The 12,768-nt window shown below is 63.5% G+C and carries 8 protein-coding genes, 1 tRNA gene and 1 pseudogene; 1 reads left to right on the top strand and 9 read right to left on the bottom strand.

Going from position 1 to position 12,768, the window contains the following annotated elements:
• The first annotated feature begins 70 nt into the window (after positions 1–70).
• Positions 71–147, top strand: a tRNA-Pro gene (locus tag B7L71_RS11135).
• Between the two features lie 83 nt (positions 148–230).
• Here the strand turns inward: B7L71_RS11135 and B7L71_RS11130 are convergent.
• From B7L71_RS11130 to B7L71_RS11090, 9 genes and pseudogenes are all read right to left on the bottom strand, one after another.
• Positions 231–1,958, bottom strand: a complete 1,728-nt coding sequence (locus B7L71_RS11130) for an ExeM/NucH family extracellular endonuclease (RefSeq protein ID WP_081137994.1) — start codon at positions 1,956–1,958, stop codon at positions 231–233.
• Between the two features lie 34 nt (positions 1,959–1,992).
• Positions 1,993–2,325 (bottom strand): annotated as a pseudogene (locus tag B7L71_RS11125) (sulfite exporter TauE/SafE family protein); the annotation flags it as partial.
• A gap of 48 nt (positions 2,326–2,373) precedes the next feature.
• Positions 2,374–4,641, bottom strand: coding sequence for an ATP-dependent DNA helicase (locus B7L71_RS11120; protein ID WP_081138088.1), 2,268 nt, complete (start codon positions 4,639–4,641; stop codon positions 2,374–2,376).
• Positions 4,638–6,317, bottom strand: coding sequence for a VRR-NUC domain-containing protein (locus B7L71_RS11115; protein WP_081137992.1), 1,680 nt, complete (start codon positions 6,315–6,317; stop codon positions 4,638–4,640). The genes B7L71_RS11120 and B7L71_RS11115 overlap by 4 nt, the downstream gene beginning before the upstream one ends.
• 32 nt (positions 6,318–6,349) lie before the next feature.
• Positions 6,350–6,778: a hypothetical protein gene (locus B7L71_RS11110; RefSeq protein ID WP_081137990.1), complete on the bottom strand. Its 429-nt coding sequence runs from the start codon at positions 6,776–6,778 to the stop codon at positions 6,350–6,352.
• Positions 6,779–6,842: 64 nt separating this feature from the next.
• Positions 6,843–7,847 carry a histone deacetylase family protein gene (locus B7L71_RS11105; RefSeq protein WP_081137988.1) on the bottom strand — a complete coding sequence of 335 codons (1,005 nt, stop codon included), beginning with the start codon at positions 7,845–7,847 and terminating at the stop codon, positions 6,843–6,845.
• A gap of 54 nt (positions 7,848–7,901) precedes the next feature.
• Complete coding sequence (locus tag B7L71_RS11100; protein WP_039183214.1) at positions 7,902–8,189, bottom strand: GIY-YIG nuclease family protein; 288 nt, start codon at positions 8,187–8,189, stop codon at positions 7,902–7,904.
• 9 nt (positions 8,190–8,198) lie between these two features.
• Positions 8,199–11,684, bottom strand: a complete 3,486-nt coding sequence (locus B7L71_RS11095) for an EAL domain-containing protein (RefSeq protein WP_081137986.1) — start codon at positions 11,682–11,684, stop codon at positions 8,199–8,201.
• A 30-nt stretch (positions 11,685–11,714) separates the two neighbouring features.
• On the bottom strand, positions 11,715–12,743 hold the full coding sequence (locus B7L71_RS11090) for a Bug family tripartite tricarboxylate transporter substrate binding protein (protein ID WP_081137984.1): 1,029 nt from the start codon (positions 12,741–12,743) through the stop codon (positions 11,715–11,717).
• Positions 12,744–12,768: the final 25 nt, after the last annotated feature.

The following is a 12,768-nucleotide window of genomic DNA, read 5'->3' as shown; positions in this document are numbered from 1 at the left end:
AAAGGGGCTTGAAAAAAGCCCCTGAACTACGTATGATGCGTCCCGTTGTTAGGCACGCCTTGGCAACCTTCGGAATATAGCTCAGCTTGGTAGAGCGCTGCCTTCGGGAGGCAGAGGTCGTAGGTTCGAATCCTGCTATTCCGACCAAGAATTCAACGAAAACGGCCACTTAGCTCTTAGAGCAAGTGGCCGTTTTTGTTTTTGCGCCCCTCAGCAGCGCCCGCCACGTTTCATGGCCATACCAGGTCCACCGCGATGGGATCATGGTCTGACGAGCGAAACGGGCTGGGCGGGGTGTCGTCCGGCTGTTGGTCGTAGCTCAAAAAACGCGGCTCGTCGGCGTTGATGGGCCAGGTATGCACCTGCTGCACGGCCTCGGCCAGTTCAGCGCTGGCCAGGGCGTGGTCGAGATACCCGGACTCACCGCGAAACACGTAGGTGTAACGGCGCTCGGCGGGGAGATGACGCGCGATCAGGTCGGTCATGCCTGCATGTACCAAAGTGCGGATCGGGTCTTCGGCACCGTAGGCATTGAGGTCCCCCAGTAGCAGCAAACGCTCGTGGCCCGCTTCCTCGCGCAAGGTGTCCAGAAAACGCTGGGTGGCCTGCGCCTGGGCAACACGTCGTTCGTTCCAGCAGCCTTGGCCACGGTCGATATCCCCCTGCGCGGGGCAGCCAGATTTGGCCTTGAAGTGCGCGGTCACTACCCCTACCTCTGGCCCACCTCGCACACTGCGGAAGAAGCCGGCCAGCGGCGGTCGGTCGTGGGCATCGTCACGGTCGATATGCAGGGCTCCCAAGGCCTCCACTCGGTCCGGCCGATAGAGCAACGCCACCCGAATGGCGTCCGTTCCATGACGCTCGGGCTCGCCCACCGGCTGGTAGCGAATCCCCGTGCGCTGGTGCAACAGCTCGACCAGATCGGTCAGCGCGTCGGGGCGGTTCTCTATTTCGATCAGCGCCAGGATATCCGCCTCCAGCCCCGCGATGGCCGCTGCCAGCTTGCCGCGCTGGCGCTCCAGCGCGGGCGCATTGGCGGCACCACGCTCCCCCAGGGTGATGAAGTAGTTCTCGACGTTGAAGGTAGCCACCCGCAGGGCATCACCCGGTGCTTCCAGCGGGCCGGGGCGGGGGTTGCTGTCGGTGAACGTGACCGCTTGCGTGGGGTGCAAACGGTAGTCGCCAAAGGCGTGGGTGAGCACCCCGGTCAGCCCGTCGAGGGTGCTGCCTACGCGGCGCGTCCCCTGCTCGTTCAGATAGGGCACGGGGTCGGGGTTCGTGCGGTAGCTGCCATCGTCCAGCAGCAGTGGCGCAGGCGAAGGAGCTGCCTGAACGGCACTATGGGTCGGCCGAAAGCGTCGCTCGCTGGCCAGCCCCAGCGTGCCGTAACGGCCCAGATCATGGTTATCGGTGACCGTCAGCGGCTCGGGGAAAGTGACCAATAGCGCTTCCATGGCGTCCAGCGAGGCCGCGTCCTGGGGCCAGGATAACGCAATGGGCTCGGGCAGCTCGCCTGCGCTGTCACAGGTCACCAGCTGAGTGACGCGCTGCAGCTGAGGGTTGCCACGAAAGCTTCCTGTACGCGCCTGTAGCTGCAGATGCTGGCCCGCCACTACCTGCGCGGCCTTGTGCTCGGCCAGCTCCGGCGCATACACGAATATGCCTACCGAGCCCTGCTCGGTGGTTTGCTGCAGGTAGAACCCGCTGAGGCGCTCGCGCCCCAGAAACTCCCCGGTCACGACGCCATCGATGGTCACACGCTGGCCTTCGGCGAGGGCAGACTGCTCGCCAATGCCTTTGATGTGCGCCAGGTCCGTGGTGGACGCTGCCGGGCAGCTGGCCATGGCAGGCAGCGCCAGCGGCAGCACGAGCCACACGATGCCGTGGGTCGCTCGCCGAAGGGACCTGTGCAGCTGGCCTGCGCGTTGCAGGTTGGCCAGCGCGTCGATGAATCTCATGCGACCACCGCTCCTCTTGAAATGTGATTTAGCCTGGCATGCTCAGCAAGCCCACCACGCTGACCAGTTTGGGGATGATCATGATCTTCAGCGCCTTGACCAGATACCCCCAATCGATATTGCTTTGCACCGCGGCTCCATTGCCCGCCTGCCGCACCTGCCGGTGCCCGTTCCAGGCAATCCAGCTGGAGAAGATCAGCAGATGAATGGTAATGATGGGCAGAAAGACCAGCGGCTCGTTGCTGACCAGCAGCAAGAACGGCAGCGCCAGCACGGCGCCGCCAAAGCCCAAACTGGTGCGCACGAAGCCACTCCAGGCAAAGATCAGCCCAATGAGCACGTACTGGTACCAGAGTAGATCGGCCATGGTGCAATGCGGTCCTTGTGGTTATGGGTTAGGGGACGTGACTCAGCGTCAAGGGGTATCCAACTGCCACCAGCGTGGCAGCAGCGCCCGTATACGCGCCTGGGAAAAGCGGTCATCCATTAATACCACAACCCCACGGTCCTCGGGGCCACGGATCACCCGGCCCGCCGCCTGTACGACCTTGACCATGCCCGGCACACGGTAGGTATAGTCGTCTCCACGCCCAAAGCGCGCCTGTAGCCGAGCCTTCAGCGCTTCGTTGAAGTCGTTGAAGGGCGGCAAGCCCAGCGTGGCCACAAAGGCACCGATCAACCGCTCGCCGGGCAGGTCGATCCCCTCCGCGAAAGCGCCCCCCAGCACTGCAAAACCGATGCCGCAGCCGCCGGGCGTAAAACGTGCCAGAAAAGCGTCGCGCTCGGCCTCCTGCATGCTGCGCGTCTGGGCAAACACGGGAATGTCCGGGTGGGCCTGGGCAAACGCAGCCAGCACCTGTTCCAGGTAGGCAAAGCTGCTGAAGAACGCCAGGTAATGCCCCGGGTGGCGCTGGTACTGCGCCGCCAGGGTAGCCACGATGGGCGCCACCGAGGCCCCGCGGTGATGGTAACGGGTGGAGATATCCGTGCGCAGCTGCACTTCCAGCTGCTGCGCCACGAAGGGAGACGCCACCTCGCGCCAGACGCTGTGCTCCGGCAGCCCCAGCAGGTCACGATAGTAGTGAAAGGGCGACAGCGTGGCGGAGAACAGCACCGCGCAGTGGGCACGCTTGAAGCGCGGGCCAAGAAAATCCGCCGGGATCACGTTACGCAGGCCGAGGACGGCACTGCCCTTCCCCGCGACGTCCAGGTCGCACAGCGAATGATCGCCAAACTGCTCTGCCAGGCGGCAGAACGCCAGCGCCTCGAACAGCAGCTCCTGAAGCGCCTGGCTCGCCCCGTCGGGATGCTCCACCAGATAATCCGTGATCGCCCCGGCCAAGGTATGCAGTGCACCCAACAATTTGCTGGGTAGCGTATCCAGCAGGTGATAACGACGCTCCGGCGCCTGGTCTGCTACCGCCTTGTTGAGGGCCTGCCACTGCCTGCCAACGCGCGCCAAGGGCTTGGCCAGCGCCGGTGGGGAGTGACGCCGCAGGTAGCTCAGACGCTGCTGGGAGAGCGCAGCGCTGTACATGCCACGGGCACGCTCGACCAAATTATGGGCTTCATCCACCAGCAGGCCCACCCGCCAGTCGTTGGCCTGGGCCAGCCCGTGCAAAAGCGCGTGGCTATCGAACCAGTGATTGACATCCCCCACGGCCACATCGGCCCAGCGGGCCAACTCCTGGCCCAGATAGTAAGGGCACACCTGATGCGCCAGCGCCACCTCGCGCAGAGCCTCGCGGTCTAGCCAGCCATGTTCCACCGCCGCCTGACGGGCCGCGGGCAGGCGATCGTAAAAGCCTTTTGCCAGCGGGCAGGCATCGCCCTGGCACGCCGTACCGGGGTGCTCGCAGGCCTTGTCACGCGCCACCAGCTCCAGCACCCGCAGCGGCTGTGCGGGGGCCTGCAGGCTGGTGAGGGCATCCAGCGCCAGGCGGCGGCCGGGGGTTTTCATGGTCAGAAAGGCGATGCGGTCGAGCCGCTGGCGGGGCATCGCGGAGAGCATGGGAAACAGCGTGCCCAGGGTCTTGCCGATACCGGTGGGCGCCTGGGCCAGCAGGCAGCGGCCGGTGCTGGCCGCCTTGAAGACATCCTCGGCCAGTGCCCGCTGGCCGGGGCGGAAATCCGCATGGGGAAAGCTCAGCGTGGCGAGCCATGCATCGCGGCGCTCGCGGTGGGCCGCCTCCTGGTCGGCCCAGGCCAGGAAGCGCTGGCACTGGTGGGCAAAAAACGTTTCCAGCTCATCGGCGCGGGCCTCGCAGGTCAGCCGGGTTTCCTGACCGCTGGCAATCTCCAGGTACACCAGCGCCAGCGTGATATGCGCAAGGCCCCGCTCGGCACAGAGCAGCGCGCCGTACACTTTCACCTGCGCCCAGTGCAGCGCCCTTTGGTTATCCGCCATGCGCGCCAGGCTACCGCGATGGGTCTTGACCTCTTCGACACAGTTGCCCGCCACATCGAAACCATCGGCGCGGCCAGACACGCGCAGCCCCTGATACTCAGCGGAGAGCGGCAGTTCGGCGAGATAACCGGGGATCTTTTCCCGCCGCCTGGCCACCAGAGCGTGCCCCTCGATGCCCTCCTGAGCACTGGGTGCGGGCGTAAAGCGGTGGTCCAGGTCACCCTGGCGGGCGGTGAAGTCACACAGGGTACGCACCGCCACGCGATAGCGGCTCATGGGTGGGGCTGCCAGCGCACGTGGCAAACCTCGACGGGCATCTCCTGGCGGCAGAAGAAGTCGATCCAGCGGCGCTGGTTATCCTGCAGGCGGTCCCCCGGCCCTTTGACCTCGATCATCCGATAGCGCGGCTCGCCATCCGCTGCTTCCGGCATCAGCTGAATGAGGTCCGGCAGGCCTGCGCGATTGTGCTTGAGATCCCCCAGCAGGCGGGTAAAACAGCCGCGCAGGTGCGCGGCGGGCAGGCAGTCAAGCGCCATGGTGACCAGCGGTTCGCTCAGCACTCCCCAATGCACGAAGGGGGAAGCAAGCCCCTGCTTGTCCTGCCAGGTAGCCAGAATCGTCGCGCGGTAGCGGCCATCCTCCAGCTGCGCCAGGCAGGCGTCGATCTCTGCCTGGCGCTGGCCCACGAAGTCTTCGCGGTAGAGGTCCGCAGGCCCGCTGTGGAACGGGTGAAAGAACGCTCCTGGCAGCGGCTTGAAAATGACTGGCCAGAGCAGCAGGCCGAACAGCCCCGTGATCAGGCAGTTTTCCACATAGAAGACCGGCGCACGGGCGGTGGATAAGTGCTCGGCAACGGCGCGCTCCACCGGCTGAGGCCCGGGCAGCGCCAGCACGTAAGTGGGGGCATCGACGGCTTTCGCGGCCGATGGGGCGGGCAAATTCAACTTGCGCGTCAGGCGTGGCAGCAGGCGTCCCAGCGCCTGGGCTTCGCTCTCGCCTGCCTGATCGAGCGACGCCTCGGCAAGCGCGTAAGCCTCCTGATAGCAGCCCAGGCGCTCCAGCACTCGCAGTCGACGAATGCGCGCTTCGCTGTTGCTGGACTCGGCATATAGCGCCAGGGCCAGGGCCGCCTCACCGCTGCGCTCTGCCGTGTGCCCCAGGGTCAGCAGCAGTCGCGAGCGGCGGGCGTCCAGCCAGCGGTTGCCGAAGGCAGCGGGCACGTCAGTGGCGAGCACTCCCGGCGCCTCGCCGCTCTCCAGGCGCTCGCGCAGGCGGTGCAGCGTGAGATAGGTATCGACCTCTTCGCGGCGCTGAAATGCACGCGAATCCGAAGAGAGCGGAAGCTGTTCGAAACGCTGCAAGCCAAGCTCGGTGAGCACGAATTCGGCCCAGTCCTGGCGCAGGTTGCCAAAGAACATCAGCCGCAGGCGGTCGCATAGCGCCATGATGTCGAGGCGCACGATGTTCGTGGTGGCCTCTGGCCACCACTGCTGCAGCGGGCGCGCCTCGGTAAGCCTTGGTGTCAGTGCCGCCTGAAGTTCGCGTTTGGTCGCCCTGGGGGCGATGCCCAGCTCAAGGATCATCGGTTGCAGGGCGTCGCGCAGCTCGCTGAGGCGCAGCAGCCGAAATAGCGCCTCGATGCTCAACGGCGGTGTCTCGTCGACCCACCCTTGGGCCAGTAGCGGGGCCAGTGCCTGCTGGGTGTCGCCAATCTCGGGATAGCTGAGCTTATCGATGCGGAACAGCTCGCCTTTGCGCATCACCATGCGTACCAGCAGCGCTTGAGCAGCCCGCGGCAGCCGTGACCATTGCTGGAGGGCGTGATGCTCCTCGGCACTCAGCAAATCGCCGTGACGCGACTGCACCCAATCGACCACGAAGCGGAAATTCGCCAGGTAGTAAAAAGGGTCATCGAGGGAGGCGGTGGCCGAAACGGCATGAGCACTGTTCATGCATCCATTGTAACAGCGCTGGATGGCGTGGGTTAACCCACTCGGTGTTGATAAAGCGCGTCTAGCGCGTCGTCCACGAAGGGATCTTCCAAGGAAGCATCATCCTCGGAAGGGGCGGCAGACTCGCTACCGGCTTGGGCATCACGGGGCTGACCCGCGAGAGGTGCGGTGCTGGTAACGTTCGAGGAGGGCGGCTTGCGACCGCCCACCAGCACGTACCATTCCGCTTCGCTGAGGTAGTGCTGGCACCAGCGGCTCAAGCCGTCGGCGACGGCGTCGCGAGTGCGTTCACCGCTGCGAAACGAGGTGGCCAAATAAATGAGGTCCTGACGCGCAATGCGTGCACGGGCATTGCCGCCATGCACTTGGGAGAGCGGGCAGCGTCGGTCATAGGCCGCGTTGGTGAGGGCATTCAGCCAACGCTCCACTTCATGTGCCTGTATTCCGCCGTAGACTGCCACGACACGCTCCCGCCATCATTGATAGGCTAAAAAGGCATAAGACTGCCCGAATTTGGTGCCGTTGTCATCTCGCACCCGCACCAAAGCCCTGCAAGACATTGACCACATTGACACCGATATCTCCCACTGCATAGCCCCCTTCCAGTAAAAAGACGCAGGGCAAACCACACTGGGCCAGCCGCTGGCCAAGGGCCGTAAAGTCGGCGTGCTGGAAGGTAAAAGCGCTGATCGGGTCGCCTTCGAAGATGTCCACGCCCAGCGACACCACCACCAGCTCACACTCGGCCTGGGCAATCCGGGTCAAGGCATCGTCCAACGCCGCCATCCACCGCGCCACCGACGTACCGGGCGGCAGCGGGTAGTTCAGCGTGTAGCCCTCTCCCTTACCCTCCCCCGTTTCGTCGGCATAGCCGGAAAAGTAGGGAAAGGTCACGTCGGGGTCGCCATGCAGGGAAGCGAACAGCACATCGTCACGCTGGTAGAAAATCTGCTGGGTACCGTTGCCGTGATGAAAGTCCACGTCCAGCACGGCCACGCGATGCATGCCGCTGGCCAGGGCCCGCTGGGCAGCAATGGCGGCATTATTGAAGAAGCAGTAGCCGCCGAACTGATCGAAGGCTGCGTGATGGCCGGGCGGGCGGCACAGCCCAAAGCTGGGCTCGCCGGTGGTCAGCGTATGCTCCACGGCGGCCAGCGCAGTGTCCTTGCTGGCCATGGCCGCCGCAAACGTCCCCTCGCTGATCGAGGTTTCGGCGGCCAGTGCATAGTAGCCCAGCTGGCCGCTCACCGAGCGCGGTATGCGGTCGCCGCGCAGGGTCCGCGCTGGCCAGATATTGGGAATGGCCTCGCCTTCATGACCGGCGGCCTGCCATGCCTGCCAGCAGCCTTCCAGGAACGCCACGTAGTCTGCATCGTGCACCGCCAGCACGGGGTCGAGCCCATAGGCCTGCGGCGCCTGCACCTCGATATTGGCCTGCGCCAGCGCCGCCAGCACGAGATCCATGCGCGCCGGGCATTCGAAGGGGCTGACCAGCGTGCCATCGTGCAGTTCACTGCGCGCCTGACGCAGACGGCTATCCTCGGAAAAAACGTACGCATGAAGGCTCCTGTTGCCATGGTGTGTTTACTCGCTTTCCGGGTGCCACCCTTCGACCGGCCATTGGCGGGCCCAGTGGCGCTTTTGATCCGGGGTGCGCTGTTTCAAGCGGTACTCGGCCTGGCTGGCCGTGGCGCGATCAGGAAACGGCTGCGCCCCCAAGAGCGCCGTGGGCGGGTGCGCACGGGTATAGCGCGCGCCCTTGCCGGTTCGGTGGGCCTGGTAGCGCTTCGTCAAATCATTGGTGATGCCCACATAGGTGCCTCGCCGACACTCCAGCAGATACAGGTACCAGGTCGTGGTGGTCAACGCCATGTTTTCTCGTCAGCCAGAGGTGGTCGAAGCCGTGAATGCCGCCATGATGTTTTCGAGCTCCGCCAGCGGCATGGGTTTGGCCAGCCCGAAGCCCTGGAACATGTCACAGCGGTAAGTCATCAAACGTTGGTGCTGGGCGTCATTCTCGACCCCTTCGGCCACCACGCCAAGCCCCAAATGGTGGGCCATGGAAATGATGCCCTGCACGATGGCGGCATCGTCATCGCTGTGAATCAGCTCGTTGATGAAGCTGCGATCGATCTTGATGGTGCTGATGGGCAGGTGTTTCAGATAGCTCAAGCTCGAGTAGCCGGTGCCGAAGTCATCAATGGCGACGCTCACCTGCATGCTGCGCAGCGCATGCAGAATACCAATTGCCGCCTCGGTGTTGTTCATCAGGATGCCTTCGGTCAGTTCCAGCGTCAGCTGCTCGGCAGGAAGACCGGTCGACGAGAGCGTCTGGCGCAGCGTCGCCAGAAAGCTTGCGCGATGAAACTGCAAAGGCGAGAGATTGACCGCCACCTTCAGGCTTCCCAACCCCTTTTGCTGCAGGCTCAGCATGTCGCTACAGGCACGCTGCAGGACCCACTCGCTGATGGGCATGATCTGCCCCGTTGCTTCGGCCAGCGGAATGAAACGTGCAGGAGAGATATAGCCTTTCACAGGGTGCCGCCAGCGCACCAGCGCCTCGACACTGACGATATTACCCGAACGGTCGAACAGCGGCTGATAATGCAGCTCCAGACAATCATGCTCGATGGCTTCCTGCAAGTCGTTGCGCAGGATGACGCGCTCGCTGGCCAGCTCGTTGATGTCGTTACTGAACCAGGCATACGCATTGCGCCCTTGCTGCTTGGCCTTGTACATCGCCATGTCTGCCTGCTGAATCAAGCTTTGTGGCTGGGGTGTGGTCGGCCCACTGATGGCGATGCCGACACTGGCCGTCAGGTACAGCTCGTGGCCATCGATGCAGTAAGGGCGAGCCAGGGCGGGCAACAGGCGCTCGACGATGTCGATCACCTGCTTTTCGTCACTGACCGACGAAATCAGCAGCACGAACTCGTCACCGCCCAAGCGGGCCACCGTATCTTCCTGGCGCAGTGCCGCCTTCAGCCGCTGGCCTACTTCGATCAATACCTGATCTCCCACGGCATGGCCCAGGCTGTCGTTGATCGGCTTGAAATCGTCCAGATCCACGAACAGCACACTAATGGCATGCTCCCCCTGTTGGGCCTGGGCGAACTCTGCCTGCAGCGTCTCTTCGAAATGCATGCGATTAGGCAAGCGAGTCAGGTCGTCATGGGTGGCATGGTAAGCCAAACGTGCCTCGTAGGCCTTGTGCTTGGAAATATCGTGCTGCACCCCGACGAAGTGGGTCACCACGCCTTCCTGATCGCGCACCGGCGCGACGTAAAGATCGTTCCAGAACGGCGTGCCATCCTTGCGATAATTGCACAGCGTGACGTGGGTCTCATGCTGATGCTGGATACCGTGGCGCAGCCTCTCCACCATATCCGGGTCGCTCTCCGGCCCTTGTAGAAAACGACAGTTCTGCCCCGTGACTTCTTCCAGCGAGTAGCCGGTCATCACGCTAAATGCACGGTTGGCGTAGATGATGGGCAAATCCGGTGCGCGGGCATCGGCAATCAGCACGCCGTTCACGCTGGCTTCCACGCTGCGCTCCAGAGTCCGAAGGCGAGTCTGCTGGGCGCGGCTTGCGGTGACGTCCTGTGCAATGCCGTACACTCCGTCGACTCGACCATTGACCGTGATCGGAATACCGATCACATCCAGCAAGCGCTGCTGGCCATCACGGTGGCGCAGCGAGACTTCGAAGCGCGCGATTTCACCGCCCAGCACCTGCTGAAACTGTTGCGCCACATGCGTGACGTCGTCAGGGTCGACAACGTTGGCAAAGTGACGCTGCAAGACCTCTTCCCGAGGAATGCCGGTCACACGCCCGCAGGTTGCATTCGCTTCGATGAAACGCCCTTCGGGATCCACGGCAAAAATGGCGTCGGGGTGGTGCGCAAACAGCGAACGATAGCGCTGCTCGCTGTCGGCCAGGGAGTGGCGCGCTTCGGCCAGCTCTTTGGCCCGGGTGACGCTCGCGCCCACCAACCCCACGCTGAACGCCAGCAGCCAGCTCATCACCAGCCCACCCAGCGTGACGCTCAGCGGCATCACGCCCAACAGTGCCCAGTTGTAGTGTTGGCCGGGATAGGCGCTCAGCATGAGGTTGATCCCCCCCGGCAACCCCATATGCCGAGATGCCAGCATCAGTGTGGAGGCTTCGCCATCATCGACCGTGAACCCGGAAGGGTGCAGCCGCACCAGACGGTGCTGAAGGCGGCTGACATCCACATGAAACGGCCCAAGTGCCAGGCGCAATTCATTACTCAGCAGCTCGCCCAGGTTGAACGAAGCCAGCAACCGTTGTGCACTATCCGGGATGGGGATCAGCATAATCACGTTATTAGGCTGGAGGCTGTCCGGTATCAAGAGGCGCGGACGATCGAACGGAATATCGGCCCATGCCTGGACAGACGGAGTGCTCAGTTGCTCCAGCAGCCAGATATCGCTGGTGTGCCTGCGTCCCTGCGACCATGACAGCACTCCCGACGCATCCATCAGTGCAATCGCATGCAGGCTGAGTGTGTCACGAAAATAGTTCTGGGCGTCGCGGGTCAACAACACGTCACGCGGTTGGCCCTCTACCGTTGCCAGGCGTTCGGCCATACGCTGCATCAACAGCAGCCTTTCCGTCATCACCTGCTCGGCATTGAGCTGCACGCTATCCAGCAGATAACCCGCCTGCTGCTCGATGGAAGAGCGTTGATGCATGCTCAGCAGCAACCACGCCAGACTACTGGCCAACACCCCTGCCAACCCGACCACCACGGTCAAGCGGCCCGGGCTGAGCCGCTCATGACGCTGCCGCCAGCCGGCCACCAACAGCGCAACCGCCAATAGCACGATGAACACTAGTACCGCCAGAGGCGAGAAGGTGAATAGCGTCACCTGGTTTGCCTGAGGACGCCATAACTGAAGAACCACCACACCGCCAAACAGCAGCAAACCTATGCCTGCCGCGCGCCACCAGCGCTGTCTTGCTACCCCTTCGACCCCGCGCCATAGGCAGACATTGATCATCAGCAACACTGCCGCCGCCAAGCTGGTTATGCGCGGCTGCCCAGTGACCCATGATTCGCTGACGCCCTGCGCCATCAGGTTGTGCAGCAAGGTGTACAGCAGCAGCAGCGTCAAGCCCCCGGCACTTGCCAGTCTCAACACGCGCCACTGGCACAGCGTGGCCAGTAAACTAACGCCGATCAGCAGCGTCGCCAGCGCGGCATCCGGCACCAGCATCGGGCCGAACACCACTTGTGGCAGCACCAGCCCCACCAACAGGCTGGTGGCGCCCATGCACAGGAGCGTCGCTGACACCAGCAGCAGTAGCGTCTCGGCGGCTAAATCACGAGTATTCAAGGGCATGGGACGTGGAGGCTCCGGTCGATGGTCTGGCTAGCGCTCGAACGCTAACCGCTGGGTCAGGCTTTCCAACTGTTGATACTGCTCATCCAGATACTGGCCATAGGCCTCCAGCGGGCGAAAGTCCACCAGAGAGCCGTGGGTGTCCATCAAGCGACGTGCCAAGTCAGGCGCTTCCAGCGCCTGACGGAAGGCGGTGGCAATGCTGGCCAGCCGTTCAGGAGGCGTGTTCAAGGGAGCAAGCAAACCGCGGTCCGTGGTATTGACCAGCGTGATGCCCTGCTCCAGAAGCGTCGGCACGGACGGTAGCGCCGCAAGACGCTGCTCGCTGGCAGCGCCCAGAGGCACCAGGGCACCCGACGCAAACAGGGTGCCTGCAGACGGCAGGTTGAGCATGGCAAAATCAAGCTCTCTGCCTAACAAGGCCACGACCTGGGCACCGGTATCAGGATATTGGACGAACTGTACATCGCTGGCATCGATACCGGCCTGCGCGAAGAAGTGTAGCCAAAAAAAGTGGTCCGTTGAGTTGGGAATCACCCCGAACAGCAGCTTGCCCGGCTGTTCGCGCACCTTTTCGGCAATCTGGGAAGCACTGCTGACCGAGTGACCTGCATAGGTGGCCGGCATGTTCACGGTGCGGGTCAGCAGGGCAATGGGGGCGAATGCCTCATGCGAAAAGTTGGAAAGCCCCGACAGGTAGGCGAGGTCGATGGTTTGATGGCTGCCCAGTACGGTGTAACCATCGGGCGGGGATTCCTTGACGAACTGCGCCCCCAGCGTGGCCCCGCTGCCGGGCATGTTCACGACGACGATGGGGGCCTGTAGCGCGACCTGGGCACGCTCGGCAATGGCTCTGAACAAGACATCCGTTGCGCCGCCTTCCCCGTAGGGCAGCACCAGCGTCATGTCCGTGGCAGGGTAAGGCTCCGTTTGCGTCTGGCCATGGGCAGAGGCGCCCACGAAAAGGCTTAGCCACCCCAACAGCACGATGGCCCCCCAGCCGCTCGATGAAGACCATAAGCCACGCTGCCGTCGCCGTTCGGTTTGCTTCGCGTTCATCGGGGGTGCCTCATGCTACTTAGTC

It is taken from the genome of Halomonas sp. BC2 (assembly GCF_002078115.1).
Taxonomy (GTDB): domain Bacteria; phylum Pseudomonadota; class Gammaproteobacteria; order Pseudomonadales; family Halomonadaceae; genus Vreelandella; species Vreelandella stevensii.
Note: the sequence above shows the minus strand (reverse complement) of the source record. Positions and strands in the feature narration are given on the sequence as shown.

What these genes read in the sequence shown, in the direction of transcription:
- B7L71_RS11095 (WP_081137986.1), bottom strand. Translation starts at nt 11,684, where the DNA reads ATGCCCTTGAATACTCGTGATTTAGCCGCCGAGACGCTACTGCTGCTG.
- B7L71_RS11130 (WP_081137994.1), bottom strand. Translation starts at nt 1,958, where the DNA reads ATGAGATTCATCGACGCGCTGGCCAACCTGCAACGCGCAGGCCAGCTG.
- B7L71_RS11090 (WP_081137984.1), bottom strand. Translation starts at nt 12,743, where the DNA reads ATGAACGCGAAGCAAACCGAACGGCGACGGCAGCGTGGCTTATGGTCT.
- B7L71_RS11120 (WP_081138088.1), bottom strand. Translation starts at nt 4,641, where the DNA reads ATGAGCCGCTATCGCGTGGCGGTGCGTACCCTGTGTGACTTCACCGCC.
- B7L71_RS11115 (WP_081137992.1), bottom strand. Translation starts at nt 6,317, where the DNA reads ATGAACAGTGCTCATGCCGTTTCGGCCACCGCCTCCCTCGATGACCCT.
- B7L71_RS11100 (WP_039183214.1), bottom strand. Translation starts at nt 8,189, where the DNA reads ATGGCGTTGACCACCACGACCTGGTACCTGTATCTGCTGGAGTGTCGG.